This is a genomic window from Holophagales bacterium (assembly GCA_016719485.1).
GTDB lineage: Bacteria > Acidobacteriota > Thermoanaerobaculia > UBA5066 > UBA5066 > UBA5066.
Genome location: JADJZB010000021.1, coordinates 480,646 through 500,645 on the forward strand (window position 1 = coordinate 480,646; position 20,000 = coordinate 500,645).

General features: G+C 70.5%; 23 protein-coding genes. 4 read left to right on the forward strand and 19 right to left on the reverse strand.

Annotated elements, in window-relative coordinates; genetic code table 11:
* Positions 1-31: 31 nt before the first annotated feature.
* Positions 32-754 (reverse strand): hypothetical protein, encoded by a 723-nt coding sequence (locus IPN03_14190; GenBank protein MBK9374835.1) that lies wholly within the window; start codon positions 752-754, stop codon positions 32-34.
* The gene (locus IPN03_14195) at positions 754-2,133 is read right to left on the reverse strand and encodes a radical SAM protein (GenBank protein ID MBK9374836.1); all 1,380 of its coding nucleotides are present in this window, start codon (positions 2,131-2,133) and stop codon (positions 754-756) included. The genes IPN03_14190 and IPN03_14195 overlap by 1 nt, the downstream gene beginning before the upstream one ends.
* A 215-nt stretch (positions 2,134-2,348) precedes the next feature.
* Between IPN03_14195 and IPN03_14200 the strand changes: the two genes are divergently transcribed.
* Positions 2,349-3,227, forward strand: a complete 879-nt coding sequence (locus IPN03_14200) for a DUF547 domain-containing protein (GenBank protein MBK9374837.1) — start codon at positions 2,349-2,351, stop codon at positions 3,225-3,227.
* Between the two features lie 18 nt (positions 3,228-3,245).
* Here IPN03_14200 and arsS read toward each other — a convergent pair whose 3' ends face one another.
* The 5 genes from arsS to IPN03_14225 all read right to left on the reverse strand — a co-directional run bounded on the left by arsS (position 3,246) and on the right by IPN03_14225 (position 5,918).
* Positions 3,246-4,388 carry an arsenosugar biosynthesis radical SAM protein ArsS gene (gene arsS / locus IPN03_14205; protein MBK9374838.1) on the reverse strand — a complete coding sequence of 381 codons (1,143 nt, stop codon included), beginning with the start codon at positions 4,386-4,388 and terminating at the stop codon, positions 3,246-3,248.
* 6 nt (positions 4,389-4,394) lie between these two features.
* Complete coding sequence (locus IPN03_14210) at positions 4,395-4,727, reverse strand: carboxymuconolactone decarboxylase family protein (protein MBK9374839.1); 333 nt, start codon at positions 4,725-4,727, stop codon at positions 4,395-4,397.
* Between the two features lie 101 nt (positions 4,728-4,828).
* Positions 4,829-5,302, reverse strand: coding sequence for a DoxX family protein (locus tag IPN03_14215; GenBank protein MBK9374840.1), 474 nt, complete (start codon positions 5,300-5,302; stop codon positions 4,829-4,831).
* Positions 5,303-5,369: 67 nt separating this feature from the next.
* Complete coding sequence (locus IPN03_14220) at positions 5,370-5,720, reverse strand: redoxin family protein (protein MBK9374841.1); 351 nt, start codon at positions 5,718-5,720, stop codon at positions 5,370-5,372.
* 9 nt (positions 5,721-5,729) lie between these two features.
* Positions 5,730-5,918, reverse strand: a complete 189-nt coding sequence (locus IPN03_14225; protein ID MBK9374842.1) for a redoxin domain-containing protein — start codon at positions 5,916-5,918, stop codon at positions 5,730-5,732.
* A gap of 116 nt (positions 5,919-6,034) precedes the next feature.
* On the opposite strand from IPN03_14225, the gene IPN03_14230 reads away from it, so the two are divergent.
* The 3 genes from IPN03_14230 to IPN03_14240 all read left to right on the forward strand — a co-directional run bounded on the left by IPN03_14230 (position 6,035) and on the right by IPN03_14240 (position 9,532).
* On the forward strand, positions 6,035-7,516 hold the full coding sequence (locus IPN03_14230) for an FAD-dependent oxidoreductase (protein MBK9374843.1): 1,482 nt from the start codon (positions 6,035-6,037) through the stop codon (positions 7,514-7,516).
* Positions 7,501-8,856 carry a TIGR04283 family arsenosugar biosynthesis glycosyltransferase gene (locus IPN03_14235; GenBank protein MBK9374844.1) on the forward strand — a complete coding sequence of 452 codons (1,356 nt, stop codon included), beginning with the start codon at positions 7,501-7,503 and terminating at the stop codon, positions 8,854-8,856. Before IPN03_14230 ends, IPN03_14235 begins: the two co-directional genes overlap by 16 nt.
* Positions 8,857-9,091: 235 nt before the next feature.
* Positions 9,092-9,532 carry a hypothetical protein gene (locus IPN03_14240; GenBank protein MBK9374845.1) on the forward strand — a complete coding sequence of 147 codons (441 nt, stop codon included), beginning with the start codon at positions 9,092-9,094 and terminating at the stop codon, positions 9,530-9,532.
* Positions 9,533-9,581: 49 nt separating this feature from the next.
* Here the strand turns inward: IPN03_14240 and IPN03_14245 are convergent, their stop codons facing one another.
* The 12 genes from IPN03_14245 to IPN03_14300 all read right to left on the reverse strand — a co-directional run bounded on the left by IPN03_14245 (position 9,582) and on the right by IPN03_14300 (position 19,868).
* On the reverse strand, positions 9,582-9,719 hold the full coding sequence (locus tag IPN03_14245) for a hypothetical protein (protein ID MBK9374846.1): 138 nt from the start codon (positions 9,717-9,719) through the stop codon (positions 9,582-9,584).
* A 362-nt stretch (positions 9,720-10,081) separates the two neighbouring features.
* Positions 10,082-11,092, reverse strand: a complete 1,011-nt coding sequence (locus IPN03_14250; protein MBK9374847.1) for an MBL fold metallo-hydrolase — start codon at positions 11,090-11,092, stop codon at positions 10,082-10,084.
* Positions 11,093-11,179: 87 nt separating this feature from the next.
* Positions 11,180-12,196: a TIGR00266 family protein gene (locus tag IPN03_14255; protein MBK9374848.1), complete on the reverse strand. Its 1,017-nt coding sequence runs from the start codon at positions 12,194-12,196 to the stop codon at positions 11,180-11,182.
* A gap of 14 nt (positions 12,197-12,210) precedes the next feature.
* On the reverse strand, positions 12,211-13,809 hold the full coding sequence (locus tag IPN03_14260; protein ID MBK9374849.1) for a DUF533 domain-containing protein: 1,599 nt from the start codon (positions 13,807-13,809) through the stop codon (positions 12,211-12,213).
* 46 nt (positions 13,810-13,855) lie between these two features.
* Entirely contained in the window at positions 13,856-14,746 is an 891-nt protein-coding gene (locus IPN03_14265) for a hypothetical protein (protein ID MBK9374850.1), read from the reverse strand.
* Between the two features lie 268 nt (positions 14,747-15,014).
* Positions 15,015-15,707 carry a hypothetical protein gene (locus tag IPN03_14270; GenBank protein ID MBK9374851.1) on the reverse strand — a complete coding sequence of 231 codons (693 nt, stop codon included), beginning with the start codon at positions 15,705-15,707 and terminating at the stop codon, positions 15,015-15,017.
* On the reverse strand, positions 15,704-16,498 hold the full coding sequence (locus IPN03_14275; GenBank protein ID MBK9374852.1) for an ankyrin repeat domain-containing protein: 795 nt from the start codon (positions 16,496-16,498) through the stop codon (positions 15,704-15,706). The genes IPN03_14270 and IPN03_14275 overlap by 4 nt, the downstream gene beginning before the upstream one ends.
* Before the next feature lie 222 nt (positions 16,499-16,720).
* Positions 16,721-17,173: a hypothetical protein gene (locus IPN03_14280; protein ID MBK9374853.1), complete on the reverse strand. Its 453-nt coding sequence runs from the start codon at positions 17,171-17,173 to the stop codon at positions 16,721-16,723.
* A gap of 15 nt (positions 17,174-17,188) precedes the next feature.
* Positions 17,189-18,268, reverse strand: coding sequence for a hypothetical protein (locus IPN03_14285; GenBank protein MBK9374854.1), 1,080 nt, complete (start codon positions 18,266-18,268; stop codon positions 17,189-17,191).
* An 8-nt stretch (positions 18,269-18,276) separates the two neighbouring features.
* Positions 18,277-18,636, reverse strand: coding sequence for a hypothetical protein (locus IPN03_14290; GenBank protein ID MBK9374855.1), 360 nt, complete (start codon positions 18,634-18,636; stop codon positions 18,277-18,279).
* Positions 18,620-19,246, reverse strand: coding sequence for a DUF4123 domain-containing protein (locus IPN03_14295; protein MBK9374856.1), 627 nt, complete (start codon positions 19,244-19,246; stop codon positions 18,620-18,622). The genes IPN03_14290 and IPN03_14295 overlap by 17 nt, the downstream gene beginning before the upstream one ends.
* A 43-nt stretch (positions 19,247-19,289) precedes the next feature.
* On the reverse strand, positions 19,290-19,868 hold the full coding sequence (locus IPN03_14300; protein MBK9374857.1) for a PAAR domain-containing protein: 579 nt from the start codon (positions 19,866-19,868) through the stop codon (positions 19,290-19,292).
* Between the last annotated feature and the right edge of the window lie 132 nt (positions 19,869-20,000).

Sequence of the window (20,000 nt, forward strand, 5' to 3'; positions counted from 1 at the left end):
GACTTCCGGGACGGGGCGCTCGATGACCCGCTTACGGCTCTCGTAGGTACGGCCCCTGAAGGGTGCCGCGCGAGAGGGCGCGCCCCAGACCGCGCAGGACCCCGATCGGCCCCCTCCGGTTCGAGCCGTCCTCCGCCCACCGGGGCAGGCGGCCGCCGAGGTCCGACTCGTGGGTGTAGACGACCCGGATCGTCCCCGCTCCGGCCTCCTGATCGAACGAGAAGCCGCCGCGAACCCGCGAGATCCTCACGACGCCCTTCGCCGGAGGCGGGAGCCGCTCTGTCGCACCGTCCCAGAAGACGAGGAGCTTTCCGGCGTCCTCCTCCAGCGAAGGCGCGATCGCGTAATCCCGGTCGGAAAAGGGCCACGGCGCGTCGACGAGGAGCCGGAACGCGGGTGGCCCTCCGGCGAGCCATGCCGCGGCGCGGACGCGCGGCGCCCACTCGGGCCACCCTTCCACGCGCGCGACGAGCTCTGCGGCGGCGAGCGGGAGAGCGCTGATACGCGTGGTTGCCCGGACGATCGGGGCGCCGTCCGGTCGCCGCAGGATCCGGATCCTCACACCATCGCTTTCGTGGAAATCCTCGAATACCGCGTCTGGGAGGGCGCACGGGTGATCGGGCGGCGCGCTCCGGCGGGGGAGGACGGACAGCGCGCTCCCGACCGAGGCGGGCGGGAGGCCGGCGGCAAGCGGAAGGACGAGAAGTCCGGGGATGAGCGCCGCAGCGATCCCTCCCGCGAACCGAGCGCACATCAGGGGCACCCGCTCGCATTGCACCCGGCGCCCGCCGCGGGCCTCAGGACCGGGAGGCGGGCCGTCGAGGGATGGACGGGGAGGACGGTCTCGAGAACGCGGCCGCTCCGCGGGTCCCAGAGCGGCGCGTCGGCCTCGAGCCCGAGCGCGAGCGGCTTCAGGATGATCTCCTCGCGGCGCGCGTTGTGCTCGCACATCGAGACGGGGCCGTCGTCGGTCATCACCATGAACGAGCAGTTCCGGATCCGCTCCGGGTCGAGCTCTTCGGCCGGCTGGAAGTTCTGGATGAAGAACGTCAGCTTCCCGGTCTTGCCGCGCGTGGCGAGGAGGCCGCGCCTCAGGCCCCAGACCTTCCGCGCGAGGAAGGCGCTTCCGTGAACGGCCCAGTACGGGGTCTTCAGCGCCGCGCCGATGACCTTCCGCGCCGTTCCCCTCACGTCGCGCCGGTCGAACGGGACGTGGCGGAACTCCTCGAGGAAACGCTCGAAGAGGGGCCGGTCGTCGAGGATCTCCACGAACGAATCGCCCGCCGTCACGAGCATGACCGCCTGGTGGCACTCGGGGTGGCCGACGAGGGCGGTGTCCCAGGAGAGGCGCTGGGCACCGATCCCGCGCGTGATCCTCTCGCGGATCGCGGGCATCGTGACGTGGGCCTCCTTCGTCCGGAGCTCGCCTCGCCCCGTCTCCGCCTGGAGCTGGAACGACGCCATTCCGACGATGTCGGAGACGGAGAGGAAGAAGCGGGCGAGCGCGGGGACCTCCGCGAGGTTCCCCGCGTGGACCGTCGTGTTGAAGACGACGGCGAGGCGCAGCCCCTTCGCGCGTTCGATGTATTCGCGGCGCACCTCGTTCAGCGATTCCTCCGTCGGGTACCTCTTCCGGCGCTGGGTCGTGTCGACGTGGAAGGCGACGTCGAAGAGCCCGGCCCCCGCGAGCTCCGCCAGGAGGTCGCGCGTGGCGAGGAGGCCGTTCGTGAAGAGGGAGGGGCGGAGCTCCCTCTCCGCGAGACGCTTCACGATCGCCACGAGCTCGCGGCGGTCGCGGAGCGTCGGGTCTCCGCCGGTCACCTGGACGCTGACGCCCGGCCCGTAGAGCTCGCGGATCCGGTCGATCCGCCGGAGGACGACGTCGAGCGGGAGGTCCTTCACATCCTCGGAGCTTTCGGAGAGGTAGCAGAGCGTGCAGTCGAGGTTGCAGCGCTGGGTGATCTCGAGGGCGACGCAGCCGATCGCCGATCGGCGGCCGAGGACCTGGTTCGGCGTCCGGAATTCCGGGTCGAGGCGCTCCCAGCCGGCCGAGAGCGCCCTCTCGCGGGTGCCGAGGTCGGCGAAAGTGGGCAATCCGGCCGGGGCAGGAGGCGCGAGGCCCGGGCGGTCCATCACCTCATGCCTCCAGGGACGCCGACGGTCAGTTCTCGAGCCATGCACACCTCACGGTCAACGGGATGCCGCAGCGGGGCGAACGGTTTCGCGGAAACGGACGCCGGAACGCGCCTGCAAACCCGTCGATTGATCGTGCGATCCGTCACGCTTCGGCGAACGGATCGAAACCGGGGCCCGCGTGCGGGCATCCCATAGGTGGAGGAAGGACCGAGATGAACAGGCGCACGCCCGTGACGAACCCGGTGGGCATTTGGGGCTCGGCGGCCGCCGCAGCGACTGTGGCGGCCGCAGCCTCCGTCGCTACCCTGGCTTCACTGGTCCTCCTCGCCCTCGTGGCGGCGCCCGCGACGGCTCAGGTGGCCCCTGAGGGGCGGGAGCGCTTCTCCCACGCCGAGTGGACGGCGGTCCTCGAGCGATTCGTCGACGAGAAGGGCCGGGTCGACTACGAGGCCCTCGCCCGGGACCGCGCCGGGCTCGACGCCTGGCTCGCGCGCCTCGCCCGGCAGGGGCCGAAGAGCAACCCATCGCTCTTTCCCACGCGGGACGACCGGCTCGCCTACTACGTCAACGCCTACAACGCGCTTGTCTTTCAGGGGGTCCTCTCTCGCGGGCCGGAGAAGGAGAGCGTCTGGAACGGGGGACTCGTCAGCGGCTACTCCTTCTTCGTCTCGATGAAGGTGCGGCTCGACGGGGAGACGTGGAGCCTCAAGGCTCTCGAAGACGACCTGATTCGCAAGGAATTCGCCGATCCCCGGATCCACGCGGCCCTCAATTGCGCGTCGATCGGCTGTCCGCGCCTTCCCCGCGAGGCGTTCGTTCCCGAGAGGCTCGATGCGCAGCTGGACGCGGCGATGCGGGAGTTCGTGGAGGAGGACCGAAACGTCGCGGCCGACCCCGGTCGCCGGACCGTGACGCTCTCGAAGATCTTCGACTGGTTCGAGAAGGACTTCCTCTCTTTCGAGAGGGCGCGGGGGAACGCGGACCCGGAGATCGTCGACTACGTGAACCGCTACCGCGTCACGAAGCCGAAGCTCGATCGGTCGTTCCGGGTCCGGTACTTCGACTACGACAAGCGGATCAACGGCCGCTGAAGGGACAGGCCTTCGGCCTCAGCCCTCGATCGCCCCGCCGCAGGAGCTGCCGGCACCTGCCGTGCAGCCGAAGCAGTGCCGGCGCGTGACGATGTCTCGCGCCGCGAGGGCTTCCGGGTCGAGGTCGCGAACGTGGAGGGGCCGCCCCTGGGCCGAGAGGGCCGGCAGCTCGAGCATCTGGTTGAAGTCGCAGTCGTAGAGCGAGCCGTCCCAGGAGACCGAGATCGTGTTGCGGCACATGAGCCCCGCGACCGTTGCGGGGTTGAAGGAGTCGACGAGGAGCTTCAGGTAGCTCTCGAGGTTTCCGCTCGCCTCGAGCCACTCGAGGTAGCGGGAGATCGGCATGTCGTTCAGGGCGATGAGGCGGTCGAACGTCACGCCGTGCTCCCTCCCGAGCGCCTCCTTCCACTCTCTTTCCATGGAAGTCTGGCTGGCGGCGAGGAACGCTCCGACCGGGTTCGTCACGAGCGTCAGAGTCCGGTCGCTTCGCCCTGAGCCGTAGCCGAGGGCGTTCAGCCTCCTCAGCGCGTCGAGCGACTTGTCGAACGTCCCGTCCCCGCGCTGCGCGTCGGTACCTCTCTTGCGCGGGTGCGGGAGCGACGCGACGATCTCGACGCCCCGCTCGGCGAGCCACTCCGGGAGGTCGCGGAGCGAGGGAACGAGGAGGACCGTCAGGTTGCAGCGGTCGAGGACGTGCTTCCCCCTCTTCACCGCCTCGTCGACGAGGTATCGGAAGTGCGGGTTCAGCTCCGGGGCTCCCCCCGTCACGTCGACGGTGTGGGCCCCGGTGAGGTCGAGCGCCCGCAGGCAGGCGTCGACCGTCTCGCGGTCCATCATCGCGTCGGTGCGGTCGGGGCCGGCGTCGACGTGGCAGTGCCGGCAGCTCATGTTGCAGAGCTTTCCGAGGTTCACCTGGAAAATATCGAGCGCTGCGGGGCGAAGGGGGAGCGAGCCCGCCGAGGCGAGGGCCTTCGAGAAGTCGCCAGAGTGCGCGGAGGCCGCGAGGTCGACCCCGTCGAGGAGCGCGAGCTGGGTTTCGGGCGAAGCGAGGCCCGAGCCCCGGGCCCGGAGCGAGAACGGAACGGCGCGCGGGCCGGGCGGCGCCTCTGCTGGCGCGCGGCGCGGCTCGTTCCTCGACGGGAGGGAGAGGGCGTCGGGCATCCGGCGCTACATCGACGCCTTGTGGACGTGCTCGAGCATCTGCACCCCGTGTACGAGCGAGGCGCCGCCCCGGATCGCCACTCCGACGTGGAGCGCCTCGGTCATCTGCTCGAGGTCCGAGCCGAGCTTCAGGCACTCCTGGCTGTAGGCGTCGATGCAGTACGGGCACTGGACGACGTGGGCGACGGCCAGGGCGATGAGCGCCTTCTCGCGCGCGGAAAGCGCGCCGTCGGCGAAGACGGCCCCGTAGTAATCGAAGAACTTCTTCGCGAGCGCGTCGTTCCCCTCGCCGATCGATGCGAACTTCTGCAGGTGCTCGGGCTTGTAGTAGGTCTCCACGGTCCGGTCTCCTTCGCCGCGATTCTGGAGGCAGGGGTCTCGTCGCGGAAGCGGTGCTTCCCGCGACGTTCGATGCCGCCCGGGACTGTCCGGTGCCGCCTTCAGTCCGAGCCCGGGGTTCCCGGGGCCGGCGCGAATCGCCGGACGAGGATCTCGTCGAGGGAAAGGAAGCCAGCTCCGAACGCGGCGAGGGTGCCGAACCCGAGGAGGTAAAGGAACTCGACCGTTCCGTAGAGGTCTCCGGCGCTCGCGATGTCCGCGCGCTTGGCCGTGAGGAGCGCGACGACCATCGTCATTGCCAGCGGTACCGAGACGACCCTCGTGAAGAGCCCGCCGAGGAGAAAGACCCCGCCGACGAGCTCGACGCCCGCCACGAACGGAGCCTGGAGGCTCGGTGCGGGGATCCCGAGGCTGGTGAAGTACTCGACGACCTGCGGGAGGTTGTGGAGCTTGCCCCAGCCCGACTGTACGAAGACCCAGCCGAGGGCGAGCCGAGCCGCGGTCAGCGGCACCCACGACAGCGCGTTCGCAGTCCTGACGACGAAGGCGCGAAGGGAAAGAAGCTTGCCGAGCATCGAATTCTCCTCGAACGATCGGATGCCGGCGGGTGCCATTCGGTTTCGTAAGGGTTGTCCGCTCGGCCTACTTCCCGGATCGAAGCCGGCCCACGGCCGTACGGATCTCGTCGTCGGTCGGCCGCCGCTTGTAGTCCCTCTCGGTGAATCGCCAGACCTCCCGGCCGTCGCGATCCACGAGGACGGTCGTCGGGTGCGGTAGAGGCTTCCTTGCCTCGGCGTTCCGGATCCCGTAGGCGTCCGTGGCTTTCAGGTCCGGGTCGGAGAGGAACCGGGGCGTCAGCGTGACGTCCTTCGAACGATGGACCTTCTCGAGCAGCCCTTTCGTCTTCTCAGCCGGGTCGGGCGAGATCGCCAGGACGGCGACTCCGGAAAGGGTGGTGGCCTTCAGGCGTTCCAGCTGGAGCAACTGCTCCACGCAGTACGGTCACCAGTAGCCCCGGTAGAAGACCAGGAGGACCGGGGACGCGCCCCTGAAGCTTTCCAGCGTCACGGTCTTCCCGTCGACGTCCGGGAGGGCAAAGGGCGGAGGAGCCCCGGGAACATTCGCCGCTGCCGAAGGGAGTGCGGCGAGGGCCGTGACGGCGACGAGTGTGGCGGTGAGGGTGAACCGCATGGCGAAGTCTCCTTGTCCTGGTCCGGTCGGATGAGGGGCGAGCCTGTCGACGAGTCTCTCCCCATTCCGATGCCGTGCCGAGCGTAGAGGTTTCGGATGTCGTCACATAGGCTCCCGTGCGAAACGTTCTGTCGAGTTCGGGCATCCAGGTGGCACAGGAGCGGGGAATGGAGCGCTACAACATCGTCGTGATCGGCGCCGGCTCCGGCGGGCTCGTCGTGGCCGCCGGAGCGACGGGTCTTGGGGCCCGCGTGGCGCTGGCCGAGAAGCACCGGATGGGGGGCGACTGCCTGAACACGGGCTGCGTCCCCTCGAAGGCGCTCCTCGCCGCGGTGAAGGCGCTTCAGCACGCGCGGGAGGGAGGCCGTTTCGGCCTGAACCTCCCGGAGCCGGGCCCCCAGGACTGGAAGGCGGTGCAGGCCTGGGTCCGGTCGACCCAGGCGCGCATCGCGCCCCACGATTCCGTCGAGCGGTTCACCGGGCTGGGCGTGGAGGTCTTTCAGGGCGCGGCGAGGCTGAAGTCGGCCCACGAGGTCGAGATCGCGGGAAGACGGTCTGGGGGCGGCACATCGTCGTCGCCACCGGCTCCCGGGCGACGGTCCCCGCGACTCCCGGGACTCGCCGAGGCGGGATTCCTGACGAACGAGACGGTCTTCGAGATGGACGAGCGGCCGGGATCGCTCGTCGTCATGGGAGGTGGTCCGATCGGTACGGAGCTGGGACAGGCTTTCGCCCGGCTCGGGACGAAGGTGACGATCGTCTCCTCCACGGCTCACATCTGCGCGAAGGAAGACCCGGACGTGGCTGCCGTCCTCGCGGCGAGACTCCGGGGCGAAGGGGTTCGAATCCTCGACGGGAGCCGCGCGACGCGTGTCGCGTCGCGCGACGGAAAGAAGATCGTGACCGTCGCCCGGGCGGGAGGCGTCGAGACTGAGGTCGAAGCCGACGAGATCCTCGTCGCCGTCGGCCGAACGGCAAACGTCGACGGCCTCGGGCTCGAGGCGGCGGGAGTGAGATTCTCGAAGAAGGGAATCGAGATCGACGCGAGGTGCCGGACGAACGTTCCGTCGGTCTGGGCGGTGGGAGATGTGGCCGGTGGCCCGCTCTTTACGCACTGGGCGGGGCACCAGGCGAGGGTCGTCATCCGGAACACTCTCTTCCCCGGTACGACGCGGCACGATCTCGCGAACCTCCCGTGGACGACGTTCACTGAGCCGGAGATCGCGCACGTGGGACTGAACGAGACGAACGCGAAGGCGGGGAGCACTCCACACCAGGTCTTCAAGGTGACGTTTGACGACGTCGACCGCGCCGTCTGCGACGGCGAATCCGAGGGGTACTTCGCGAAGGTGGTCGCCGGGCCAAAAGGGGAGATCCTGGGCGCCACGATCGTCCACCCGCGCGCGGGAGACCTGCTGGCCGAGCTGGTCCTGGCGAAGAAGCACGGGATCACCCTCGCCAGGCTCTCCGCGACGATCCACACCTACCCGAGCCTCTCCGAAGTGAACCGGGCGCTCGGAGACGCATACATGCGAACGAAGCTGACTCCCGGCACGAAGGCCCGGCTGACGAAGGTGTTCCGGTGGCTGAGACGCTGAACAGGCGCCTCCCGGTCCTGGTCTTCGCCAAGCCTCCGCGGGCCGGCGAAGCCAAGACGCGCCTCGCCGAGGTCATCGGGCAGGAAGCCGCCGCCGGCATCGCGCGAGCGTTCTTCGAGGACACGTGGGCCGACGTCTCGTCGCACCCCTGGGGCGTGCCGGTCCTTGCCACGACCGACCCGGACGCGCCCGAGTGGCGCGAGCTGGGAGTGCGTGGGGCCTGGGCGCAGGGCGACGGCGACCTCGGCGATCGGCTGAGTCGAATGCTCCAGCGCGCCCTCGCGAGGGCCCCCGCGGCGCTCGCGGTCGGCACCGACTCCCCGGGGCTCCCCGGAACGCTCCTCGACGACGCTCGGCGGGCGCTGGGGACGAAGGACGCGGTCCTCGGACCCTCCGACGACGGGGGCTTCTATCTCCTCGGCCTGCGTCGGGCGCCGGACGGCCTCCTCGAAGGGCTGCCGTGGAGCTCGGAGGAGACCTTCGAACGTACGAAGGAGCGGCTCCTCGAGCGCGGACTCTCCGTCCACGTCCTGCCGCCCTGGTTCGACGTCGATCGCCCCGAAGACCTCGAGCCGCTCCGACGGCGTCTCGTGCGCGGCGAGATCCGCGCCCCGGCAACCGCGAGAGCGCTCGCACGTCTCGCCGCGGAGACGCCCCGCGTTTCCGTCGTCATCCCGGTCCTCGATGAAGAGGCCCGCATCGGCAGGCAGCTGGGCACCCTTCTCGACTCCGGCCCGTGGCACGAGGTCCTCGTCGTCGACGGCGGGAGCCGCGACGGCACGATCCGCGTCGCCCGCGAGGTGGAAGGGGTCCGCGTCCTCCACGCGCCGCGAGGCCGCGCTCTCCAGATGAACGCCGGGGCCCGGGCCGCCACGGGCGACGTGCTCCTTTTCCTCCACGCCGACGTCGAGCTCCCGACTGACGCGATCCGCCACGTCGCCGAGGCGCTCGCCGACCCGGGCGTCGTCGCAGGGGCTTTCCGGACCAGAACCGTTCCCGACGCGCCGGGCCACCGGCTCGCACCGTTCCTACACCTTGCCGACCTGAGGTCAAACTACACCGGTCTGCCGTACGGCGACCAGGCGGTCTTCATCCGAGCCGGAATCTTCGAGCGGCTCGGAGGCTACCCGGAGCAGCCGCTCATGGAGGACCTGGAGATGAGCCGGCGCCTCCGGCGGGTGGGGAAGATCCGCACGGTCCCGGCCCGAGTCCGCGTCTCCGGCCGGCGGTTTCTCTCGCGCCCGCTCTACTACTTCGTCCTGGTCAACGTCTTCCCGTTCCTCTACGCGGCAGGCGTCCCGCCAGCGCGCCTCGCGCGGCTCTACGGGAACCCGCGCTGACGGTCACGACGCCCGGCCGTCGACGCCTTCAGCCCTGGAGCCTTCCGGGCGCGAGGCGGACGCCCCATCCTCCTCTCCCGTGCGTAACACCGTCGACGGCTCGTGACTCGAGCGCTTCCGGTCGCGCGGCCTTCCGGGGCGCGCGCCGGCGCTGGTGGCGGTCGCGGGGCTCGTCGCGTCCTGCGCCGGGGCCGGGCCGCACACGCTGTCGTGACCGGCCGACCGGACGATCGCCGTGGCGCACGGCGACAGGATCCGCAACTGGCCGCAGACGATCTCCTCGGTCGTCGAGGTCCTGCAGGGGCCGCTGGGCCTTCCGCCCGTCGAGTTCAGCGTCAGCTTCTACCCGAGCCGTGGGGCCTTCGCGCGGGGCCTGATCGATTCGGGCTACCCGCCCGGGATCGCCCGCCGGACGGCCGCCACGCTCGACGGTGTCGGCATGCCGGGGCGGGTGCTGCTGTACGAGGGCGCGGTCGCCCGCACGAACTGGAGGGCCCGGGTGGCGATGCTGGCGCACGAAATCGTCCACGTGCTGCAGTACGACCTCGCCGCGGTGCTCGACTACTTCCGGCGGTTCGCCGTGTCGGACGACGAGGAGGGCAACTTCGCGGCGGCGTTCGACGAGTCGAAGGCCGAGCGCGAAGCGGCCTTCCGCGCGCACCTCGCCGGTCGCTGACCGGACAGGGCCGGCCCGCTCGAGGGCACCGGGAGATGCGGCGAGGCCTTCAGCCCTTCGCGTAATCCGTGGCGCCGAACCAGTCGACGGCTACGGCGGTCTCGTCGCCCACGACCCACGCGTCGTGCCCGGCGGCCAGAACCGAGACGTCGCCGGCCTTGACGTCGAACCCGGTCCCATCGCTCATGAGGACGTGAATCGTCCCGGCGAGCACGTACTGGAGGTGCGGTGCGTCGCACCATGCCGTTCCAGCGATCGGCTTGACGTCCGTCGACCAGCGCCAGCCTGCGCTTCAAGTCCACGACGCTCTGCGTTCCACTCGCCGGCACAGAATAGAAAATCAAGACCTGACCCCGTCCGGGGCTTGACCCCGTCCGGGGCTCGTCAAGGCTTCCGCCGCGCCGATGGCCACGATGGATTTCACTCTCGAGGGACCGATTGGCGACGGGAAGCGTGAGGTCGCCGTTCAGGGAGGAATCCTGCAGGTCGACTGGACGTTCTCGCGCGGGCGGACGAAGCCGTAGCGAGCAGGCGCCGGGCGCACGGGGCCTACGGCGCGGCCGGCGCCTCGAGCGCCTGGCCGTTCGCCGGGACGACGAAGCGCGGCGGCGGGATCCCCTCGTCGCGGAGCCGGGCGAGCGCGGCGGCGACGTCCGCGGCCGGCTCGTCGATCCCGTCGTCGGCCTGGGGGAAGGTCCCGAAGTGGACGCCGACGCTCGTCTCCGCCTCGAGGACCCGGGCGGCGGCGACGGCCTCGGCCGGGTCGACGTGGACCGGCTTCATGAACCAGCGCGGACGGTAGGCGCCGATCGGGAGGAGCGCGAGGCGCATCGGCCCGAAGCGGCGCCGGACCTCGTCGAAGTGCGTTCCCCACCCCGTGTCGCCCGCGTAGTAGACGCGTCCAGAAGGCCCTTCCACGACGAAGCCGCACCAGAGCGTCCGGTCGCGGTCGAAGAGGCCGCGCCCGGAGAAGTGAGCGGCTGGCACCGCGGTCACGCGGACGCCGGGCGCGAGGTCGTGCCCCTCCCACCAGCCGAGGTCGACGCCGCCGGGAATCCCCTTGCGCCGGAGGTACTCGGCGTTCCCGAGCCCCGTGATCACGGGGGCCCGGAAGCGCTCCTCGATCCGCCGGAGCGTCGGGAGGTCGAGGTGGTCGTAGTGGTTGTGCGAGAGGAGGACGGCGTCGATCGGCGGGAGGTCCTCGAAGCGCAGCCCCGGCTCCCGGAGGCGCTTCACGCCGAGCCACGAGGCCGGCCCGACACGGTCCGACCAGACCGGGTCGGTGAGGAGGTTCAGCCCGTCGACCTGGACGAGGACCGTGGAGTGGTTCACGAACGTGACGCGCAGCGCGCCCCCGTCGACGCGCGGGGGAGGAGGCGGGGCGGGGGCGACGGCGAGCTTCTCCTCGGGCCACGGCCCGCGGTCGCGGTTCGTGATCCACTTCAGGAAGGCGCCGAAGCCGTGCTCCTCCGGGACCTCGTTGCGGAACCTCTTCCCGTCGAAGTACGCGGTCCGCGGCCCTTCGTATCCCGGCGCCGAGAGGACGCAGCCCGTCGTCACGACCGCCGCCGCGAGGACGGCGACGGCGCCGAGGAGCGTCCCGAGAGCCCGGCGAAGCCGGCGAGAGGCGGCGGGAGGCACGACCGGTCAGCCCCCGGTGAAGAGACGGCCGAGGCCTGCGCCGTCGAGCACCGACCCCTCCTCCGAGCGGCCCGTGCGCGACGCGGCGGAGACGATCCGGTCGGCGAGGCGCGAGAGCGGGAGCGACTGGAGCCAGACCTTCCCGGGCCCGGTCAGCGACGCGAAGAAGACCCCTTCCCCGCCGAAGAGCGCCGTCTTCACGTTCCCGACGAACTGGATGTCGTAGGAGACGGACGGCGCGAGCGCCACGAGGCAGCCCGTGTCGACGCGGAGCGTCTCCCCGGCGGCGAGGTCGACCGGGTGGATCGTCCCTCCCGCGTGGACGAAGCAGAGGCCGTCACCCGTGAGGCGCTGCATGACGAAACCCTCACCGCCGAAGAGACCGACGCCGAGCCGCTTCTGGAACGCGATCCCGACCGACACGCCGCGGGCCGCGCAGAGGAAGGAGTCCTTCTGGCAGACGAGCTCGCCGCCGAGCTTGGCGAGGTCCATCGGGAGGATCTTCCCGGCGTAGGGGGCCGCGAAGGCGACCCTCTCGCGGCCGCGGCCGGCGTTCGCGAAGACGGTCATGAAGAGGCTCTCGCCCGTCAGAAGCCGCTTTCCGGCGCCGAGGAGCGCCCCCATCAGCTTCGAACCGCCCGACGGCGCGGCGGAGGAACCGTCGCCGAAGACGGTCTCCATCGCGATCCCCGAGGTCATGAACATCATCGAGCCCGCCTCGGCGACGACCGCCTCGCCCGGGTCGAGCGTCACCTCGACGAACTGCATCTCGGAGCCGTGGACCTCGAAGTCGATCTCGTGCGCCCGACGCGGAGGGGGCGGAGGGAGCGGCGGCGCGCCCGCAGCGGACGGCCCCGCGAGCTCGGGGACGCCCCCGAGCGGCGTCCAGCCGGCGAGGCCCGGCCCGAACGCGAGCGTTGCGCGGTCGGCGCTGCCGCTGGCGAGGCTCGTGCGGACCTCGTCAGCCGTGAGGGGGCCCACCGGGTGGCCGCCGATGAGGAGATGCCAGCGCGCGTCGGACATCGACCCGGTTCCTTTCAGGAGACCGGGGCGGCGTCGATCGCCGCCGCGGTCCTCGCCTCGAGCGCGGCCGTCCGGTCGGGCGTGAGAGAGAGGCGGTTCGCCAGGTGCGCGAGGTAGACCCTCTCGGTGCCGGAGACCCCCTCGTCGGCGCGCACGACCGTGAAGGCGAGGACGTAGAGCTCTTCCCGGCTCGACGGGGGGGCGTCGCGGAGAACCTCGGAGAGCGGCGTCGGCCGCGCGATCTCCGCCGCGACCGCGTCCTCGGCCCCCTCGGCGCGGGCGACGGCGAGGAGCGCCTCGCGTTCCCCGTCCGAGAGGACGCCGTCGGCCCGGGCCGCCGAGAGCGCGAGCCTCACGAGCCGGAGCGCCTCCGGGGGGAACGGCGCCTCCGCCACGGCCGCCGCGCGGGCGGGGACCGCGAGGGCGGGCCCCGGCGGAGGCGGAAGCGTCGGCGGGGTCGGGGGGACGGGAGGGCCGCCCCCCGGCCCGCCCCCCTTCGCCTGGAGCGTCTCCCAGACGCCCCAGGCGACCCCGGCCGCGCCGAGAAGGCTGGCCGGCGTCAACAGGCCCGAAGTGGAGAGGAAGCCTCGGGCCTTTCCAGCCTTCTTCTTCCCCCCGCCGAGGGCGGCGCGGGCGATGCCGAGGACGAGACGCGAGGGATCCATGGAGCCTCCTGGCCGCCCGCGTCCGAAGCGGGGCGGCGACGCAGCTGGAACGCGCCCGGGAGCCGCTTTGTTCCCGCACCGCGGCTGCCGGGGGATTCCCGCCACGACCCGCCGCGTTTGCACGGACGCCGTGCAGGGCCCAGGGGCGGAAGCCTCAGCGAGCCTGTTCCGTACGCAACGGAACCCGTAGTCGAAGCGAGTCTCGGCCCCGACCGAGACCCGATACGAGACGCGCAGGAAGCTCGGGAAGCTGTACCACGAGCCGCCGCGGTTCAGGCGGGCGACACCTGTTGCCGGGCCCTTTGGATCGACGGCAGGGCCGGGCCGATACGAGTCGTACCCGTCGCTGACCCACTCCCAGACGTTGCCGGCCATGTCGTAGAGGCCGTAGCCGTTGGGAGGGAACGACCTCACCGGCGCGACCTCCTCCCACTGGTCGCGGCCCCCCGTACCGGAGTAGTTCGCGTCGTCGTGACTGATGGTGCTGCCGTTCGGGTAGATGAGCCCGCTCCGGCCTCCCCGCGCCGCGTACTCCCATTCGGCCTCCGTCGGCAGTCGTCCCCCCGCCCACGCGCAGAACGAAACGGCGTCGCTCTTCTCCACGTTCACGACCGGCTCGTTCTCGCCTCCCACCCACTCCTTCGGCGCCTTGCAGGCACCGGAGCTGACGCAGAGGCGGTACGACCCGTTCGTCGTCTCCGTCTCCGCCATCAGGAACGCGCGCGTGATCGTCACGGCGTGCGGCAGCTCGGAGCCGCAATCCCTGTCGCCCGTCGTGCAGCCCATGGTGAAGGTCCCCGCGGGGATCGGCTTCCAGGTGATTCCCCCTTCCGCGGCAGACGCGGCGGCCGGGGGCGCCTCGGCCGCTGGCGCGCTCGACGCGCCGGCGCACCCGAGCATGAGGACCGAGGCGATCAGGAACCGGACGAGAGGCGTGCGAATGCTCACGAGAGACCTCCTGCGATGACGATCGGTCGTAATCCGGTGTTTTCCATCAGGGAGCGACATGCCGGGTCCGGGCGAGCCGGGCCAGCTCCACGAGACCCTTGCGCTCCTCCGCCGTCGGCTCGCGGCCGGGGGTGAGGTGGAGCTCGACGACCCGATGGGGCTCCGCGTACCGCACCGACGCGCGCGGGTTCCCTCCGGTGCAGCCCCAGGAGAGCGTGGCCCCGGGTCCGAGCGGCTCGGCGGCCTCCGTCCTGCAGCCGCCGTCGGCCAGCGACGCGATCGTCCGTTGCGGATCGTCGGCGTCGAGGATCGACAGGACGAGAACGCTCTTGCCGGACTGCGCCATGCAGCTCGTCTCGCCGAAGACCTGGACCTCCCGGTCCTTGCCGGGGAGCAGCCTCTGCAGGCCCACCTCGTCGAAGTACGGGCAGGTCGTCGCGGCCTTCTGGGCGACGGGATCGTTCGCCTGGGCGAGCGTCTCTTTCGCCAGCGCGACGGCGACCGCCTCCTCCGCGTCGGTGACCCGCGCGCGGAAGCTCAGCTGGGCCATCACGACGACCTTCCCGCTGTGGCCGACGAGCGTCAGGAGCCCGCTCGTCTCGTCGCCCCGCTGCCTCACGCCGAAGCCGCCGGGGCCGATGGCCGGCAGGGGACTGGCCTCGTAGGTCTTGGCCATCGAGTCGTGCAGCGAGCGGACGTAGCCCTCCGCCTCCCGAGGCGTGGCTTTCACCATGCTCGTCAGCGTGAGGATGTTGTTCGGCCGGCGCCCGGTGCTGATGAACTTGCAGCGCCCCACGCCCCCGGCCAGTGTGCTCCACGGGGCCATCTGGGGATACGCCTCGTCCATGCGGCCGTCCGGAAGCCACGGGCAGTCCTGCGCCCGGGCGAGCGGCCCGAGGGCAAAGAAAAGGAGCAGGCAGCAGATTCGGTTTCTCATGACGCTTCCTCCTTCGCCGCGGCGGTTGCGCCCGGTCTTCAGATCGGAATCCTCGCGGCCGCGCGAAGCCGGGACGACCACTCCCAGAGCCCACTGACGGTGCCATCGCGCACTCCACGCCCCTCGGCGGACGTCGCCGATCGGATCGGGCGCTGCTCGGTTGTGAACCAGGGTGGACGTTGGGAGCGCGGGGGTGCTACCTCGCCGTTCGCGCGCCGTGCGCCGTCTGCCGCGTCGTCTCCGACGAACGGATCGTCGAGGGCGTGGGTCACTGCCACTCGCGGGCGCCGTGCTGGTCGAGCAGGGTCGCCACGTCGCGATGGCGCCGATGCACGGCGGCCGCCAGGGGCGAGCCGAGGTCGTCGTGCCGGTGGTTCACGTTGGCGCCGAGCGTGATGAGCCGCTGCACCACGGCCAGCTGGCCCTCGGCGGCGGCCCTCGTCAACGTGGCCCCGCCGGGCTTGCCGGTCACGTCGAGCCCCGCGGCGATGAACCGCTCGAGCAGCGCCGCGTCGCCGAGGCCGATCGCGCGCTCGGCGGCGTAGAGGACATAGGCGGTGCCGCTCCCGGCTCCGCTCACGGTGTTCCCGGGCCGGCCCGAACGTCCGCCGAGGCCACCCCGGGCGATCGACGTGAACTGACTCGGGTCGGCGCCGGCATCGAGCAGGGCCAGGACGATGTCGCGCGCCTGGGTGCCGCCCTCGATCTCCAGGAGATTGAGCGCGGCGTCGAGTGCGCTGGTCGCCTCCGCACGCCGCGCGTCGAGGTCGGTCCTGGCGGCGAGCGCCGACCGCACGCCGGCCAGGTCTCCGACTTCGGCCGCACGGCAGGTGTCACAGGTCGATTCCGTCTCCGCGTCGCCTGCGACCCACCACACGAACGCCGCGACGAGCACCAGGAGGAGCAGGCCCCCGCCGATGGCGGCGATGGCGCCGAAGCCGCGTTTCCGGTGCGGGTTCATCGGCGGCCTCCCCGGCGATCGAACTCGGCCACCGTGGCCGCGCAGCGCGGCTCGCCGCGCAGGCGTCGACGTGCCTCGTCCCTCACGGTCAGCCCCGCGGCGGTCTTCACCTCGAGGTCGACTCCGGCGTCGATCAGCAGGCGCGCGACCTCCGGCGCATCGGGGTGGTGGCAGCCTGCGACCACGGCCTGGATGGGCGTCCCCGAGACCCGCCCGGCGACCTCGAGTCCGGACCTCGCACGGATGAACGCGCGGATGACCGGCAGGTCGCGGGACCCGGTGTCGTTCGCGAGCGAACGATCGATGAGGTCGGCCAGCGTGCCGCAGTCGCTGCCCATGGCCTCGTGCCTGGCGCCGGCCGCCACCAGCGCCTCGATGGCCGCCGGTCGGCGTGCGGCACAGGCCACCGTCAGGGGAGTGTCCCCCCGATCGGCGCCGCCATCGACGGGGAGTCCCTTCGTCAGAAGGTCGCGGAGGATGTCGACATCGCCGCCCTCGGCCGCGGCGTGGAGCGCCGTGCGTTTGCCGGCCGACTCCACCAGCGGATTCGCGCCCGCCGAGAGCAAGGCCTGCACCGTCGCGCGTTGACCGAAGGCCGCCGCGCGCATCAGGGCCGTCTCTCCCCATTTCGGGTCGCCGCCGTCGATCGGCGCGCCGCTGGACAGGGCGCTCGTGACGCCCGCCACGTCGCCGGTGCGAGCGGCTTGCAGCAGGCGCTCCAGGCTCGGCGGCGGCGCGCCTGCTCCTCTTGCCTGCACCTGCGACCCCGTCGGTGCGAGCAGAAACGCCATCGCCACGGCACCCCGAAGGGAAGTGGAAAGAGAGAACCCGCGCATGCGTCGCATTTTACTTTTGCCGTCTCGACACGTTCTCCACGCAGGGAGGGCCGTGCCGTCCACCCACGCATGACCCCCAGGAATGGGAAGTGTGATTCTCGGACGCGAGCACGACGATCCACACGCTCGACGTCGGCCGGGGCTCGCAGGACGCTCAGTCGCCCTGGCCGGTTCTCGCTAGGTACGTGATGCGCGCTTCTTCTCTTCCTCGTACCACGGGTCGGTCAATTCCACGGCTCTCTCGACCCATCCGCAAATCTCGCCCGGAGGCCCTTCCGATTCGGAGCCGAACTGAAACTGGAATTTCAGCTCCCGGTCGTCCGTGACGAACCGGATGTCCAGCGTCGTCGGAGTCCCCTTGGGATCCGGAAGGACGAACGAGCCGGGAGACTCCAGCGCCTGCTCTCGGACTCCGTCGAGAAACCTGGCGAGAATTGGTTCCCGCGTCGAACCCGCGAAGAATCGCTTCTCCACCGATCCTTCTTCGCCGGTCCCCATCCTGTTGATGGTGCCGTCCGCGCCGAACACGATGAAGAGGCTTCTCTCGCTTCCGATGTCGAGGCGGATCATCGCAGCGGTGACCCGGTCTTTCAGAGCCATAGACTCCCTTTCTGGAACTCGCGCCGCCATCGCCCGCCCCTCCGTCTAGAAGCCCGGCGGCATCCAGCCCTTGGGCTTGACGGTTCCGTCGGCTGCATGCCACACGGTTTTCGCCCGGAACTCCGGGTTCGTCTTCACGAGGTAGAGTTCGTAATTGGTGTAGTTTCTGTTCAGCGGCTCGCCGAAATCGTTCAATACTCCGCTGGCCTTGTTCGTGTCCAGGTCCTTCATGTTGAAATGGATTTCGTCCGCAGCACTCATCGCCTGGTCGATCTGCTCCGAGAAGGAACCGCGACCGCTCATTTCCGAGTACGTGTTGTAGCCCCGTTCCTTCGACCACTTGATGTAATCCGTGTTCTTGTTCTTCAGGCCGAGGCCGAGCTTCTTCTTCGGCACGACACTCGCCGCTTCGGCTTTCGCGGCTGCCCTGGCCGCCTCCGCAGCCGCGGCGGCTTCTTGTGCGGCCTTCGCCTCCTCGGCGGCTTTCAGAGCCGCGGCGGCGTCCTTCGCGGCCTGCTCCGCGAGGATTTCCTTGTTGCTCATGACGATGGTCTTGCAGCCGACCTCGGCCGCATCGAGGACGCGCCCCGTCTTCGCGAGCTTCGAGGCCGCGGAAGACCCCTCGACCGCCGCCTTCGCCTCGCCCGCGCCCACGAAGAAGAGGGCCACCTCGAAGACACCGCGAGAGACCCACTTCGTCGCGAGCTCCGTCCGCTTGCCCTCCGTCTTGCCGGCCTCCTCCCACTGATCCGTGACGCTCTTCTTGATCCCTTCGTAGACCTTGTCTCCCCAGGCGATGAGCCGTTTGTTCTGGTCCTGGACTTCCTGTGGAGATCCGAAGTACGCCGTGTAGGTTTCCTTCGCCGCCCAGATGACGGCGTCGTTGGCCTTCTTCTGGGTCTCGGGGTCGTTCTGGAGCTTGTAGCCGAGGATCAAGAGGTCGATCACGCCCGAAATCAGGCCCTTCGCGCCCGCGTAGACGCCCTTCATGATTCCGACTTCGACGTCGTGTTTGGCGCGTCCGAACGTGTCCCATTCGGGGATCGCCTTCCGCTGCTGGTCGTAGCTGTCGGAGGTGTAGTCCTCGGCCTTTTCGAGCCAGGACTTGTCTTTCGGGTCTCCCATCGCCAGCCCTAGACGCTCTTGCCGTGGTCCGCCTGGATGCGGAGGACGAGGAGCTTTCTCTTCAGCTCCCCATCCATCTCCTCGACAGGCAGGATGTCCTGGCTCCATTTGTTCTTCGGGTTCGTGTCGAAGTCCTCCCCATAGAGAAGCGCCGCCTCGCAGTAGGTGCAGATCCCGCCCTCGGAGCCGAGACCGTACGCGTCTGCTTTCTCGATGTTCCGGTCGACGAGCTTGACGAGCTTGTCGTGCCCAAGCCGCGCCGATTCCTCGGGAAGGACCTGCTCGATCTCCGCGACGATCTTCCGCCGCGGCTCGGCGACGGCCTGCTCCCGGAAGGCGTCGACCTGCCCCTTACGGATTCGGAACATCGGCCTCCTCCAAGCCTACGTACTCCCGCTCGAGGCCTCTCGCCCCGTCCCGGAACCTCAGGAGCAGGCTCGGGTCCTCGTCCTCGAGGAGAAAGCTCGAGACCGGACCGAAGAACTGGCGGACCTCCTCAGGCAGGCACGTCGGGAGGTAGACGCGGAGGACGCGCGGGTCGTAGAAGCGGAAATAGACGGTCCTGGCGGGCTCGATCTCGGCCATGAGGAAGTGACGAAAGTGCTTCCGCAGGTCCGGAAAGGTCGCCGCGGACGTCAGGTAGATCCCCCAGCTCTTCCCCCACGCTTTGGCGACGAGCCTTCCGATCAGGGGAGACGGCTTCGAGAATCGCACCAGGTACGGGGCGAACATCTCGAGGTCGCGAGCCGAGGCGCCGTCATAGAGGGACTGGCACTCCTCGCCGGATTCCCTCGTCCAGTTGAGCGCGGCCAGGTCGCGGGCCGCGTCGAGAACGGCGTAGAGCGGTTCCGGGGTGTTGGTGAGGAGGTCGAGGAGGTGACGCCGGCCCGCGGTCAGCAGTCCTTCCTCGTGCGCCGTGGCCGACGGCACCGCGACGGCGCGGTCCGGGGGATCCGTCGTCGAGGCGAGATCCCTCAAAGTGTCTCCCGATCAGGGACCCCAACGGGGTCCTGGGCTATCGTCACGTTTCGACGCAGGCGGCGCCACTGGCCGCGGCTGCCGAAAGCGCGGCCCCCTGCGTTCCTCCCATGCCGGTGTCTCCGATGATGACCGTCGTGCAGCCCATCATGATCGTATTGGGAGGGCCGATGGCCTCGATGATCGTGTCCCCCATCCGGCAGGCGGGGCAGTTTCCGATCATGACGGTCGGCGAGCCGTTGATGACGACGCCGGGCCCGTGCGGGGGAATCGGCCATGGTTGCGCGCAGGCATGCATGCTGGCCCCGGAGGCCGCGGCGGCAGCGATCGAGGCGCCGTTCGTGGCCGCCGAAGTCGCCTTCGCCGTTTCGGCCGCGAGCCGGGCGGCGGTGGCGGCGGCGGCCGCCGCCGGCGCGCCGGGCGTTCCGGCTGCGGCGGCCGCCGCAGCCTCGGCGACCTTCGCCGCGGTCTCCAGCGCCTGGAGCGTCGCTTCCGTGGCCGCGCTGGCCGCCATGATCCCCGGAGCAGCCGCGAGCGGGATCCCTTTCCACGCCATCAGGTAGCCGATGAGGACGTTGGGGGCTGGGGGGCCGCCCGTGAGGACGGGCGGGAGCGGGTGCATCACGGAATCCGTGATTCGGGCGGCGGGTCCGGTCGGCACGGTTTTCCTTCCTTCTCAGCTCGTCGTTGCCCTTGTCGTCGCTCCCGTGGTCGCGCGCCTCATGACGGACAGGACCTGAAACCCGGCGTGGAA

What these genes read in the sequence shown, in the direction of transcription:
- IPN03_14195 (MBK9374836.1), bottom strand. Translation starts at nt 2,133, where the DNA reads ATGGACCGCCCGGGCCTCGCGCCTCCTGCCCCGGCCGGATTGCCCACT.
- IPN03_14215 (MBK9374840.1), bottom strand. Translation starts at nt 5,302, where the DNA reads ATGCTCGGCAAGCTTCTTTCCCTTCGCGCCTTCGTCGTCAGGACTGCG.
- IPN03_14285 (MBK9374854.1), bottom strand. Translation starts at nt 18,268, where the DNA reads ATGGGAGACCCGAAAGACAAGTCCTGGCTCGAAAAGGCCGAGGACTAC.
- arsS (MBK9374838.1), bottom strand. Translation starts at nt 4,388, where the DNA reads ATGCCCGACGCCCTCTCCCTCCCGTCGAGGAACGAGCCGCGCCGCGCG.
- IPN03_14270 (MBK9374851.1), bottom strand. Translation starts at nt 15,707, where the DNA reads ATGAACCCGCACCGGAAACGCGGCTTCGGCGCCATCGCCGCCATCGGC.
- IPN03_14245 (MBK9374846.1), bottom strand. Translation starts at nt 9,719, where the DNA reads ATGAGCGATGGGACCGGGTTCGACGTCAAGGCCGGCGACGTCTCGGTT.
- IPN03_14280 (MBK9374853.1), bottom strand. Translation starts at nt 17,173, where the DNA reads ATGGCGGCGCGAGTTCCAGAAAGGGAGTCTATGGCTCTGAAAGACCGG.
- IPN03_14265 (MBK9374850.1), bottom strand. Translation starts at nt 14,746, where the DNA reads ATGAGAAACCGAATCTGCTGCCTGCTCCTTTTCTTTGCCCTCGGGCCG.
- IPN03_14290 (MBK9374855.1), bottom strand. Translation starts at nt 18,636, where the DNA reads ATGTTCCGAATCCGTAAGGGGCAGGTCGACGCCTTCCGGGAGCAGGCC.
- IPN03_14255 (MBK9374848.1), bottom strand. Translation starts at nt 12,196, where the DNA reads ATGTCCGACGCGCGCTGGCATCTCCTCATCGGCGGCCACCCGGTGGGC.
- IPN03_14200 (MBK9374837.1), top strand. Translation starts at nt 2,349, where the DNA reads ATGAACAGGCGCACGCCCGTGACGAACCCGGTGGGCATTTGGGGCTCG.
- IPN03_14275 (MBK9374852.1), bottom strand. Translation starts at nt 16,498, where the DNA reads ATGGCGTTTCTGCTCGCACCGACGGGGTCGCAGGTGCAGGCAAGAGGA.
- IPN03_14225 (MBK9374842.1), bottom strand. Translation starts at nt 5,918, where the DNA reads ATGCGGTTCACCCTCACCGCCACACTCGTCGCCGTCACGGCCCTCGCC.
- IPN03_14300 (MBK9374857.1), bottom strand. Translation starts at nt 19,868, where the DNA reads ATGCACCCGCTCCCGCCCGTCCTCACGGGCGGCCCCCCAGCCCCCAAC.
- IPN03_14190 (MBK9374835.1), bottom strand. Translation starts at nt 754, where the DNA reads ATGTGCGCTCGGTTCGCGGGAGGGATCGCTGCGGCGCTCATCCCCGGA.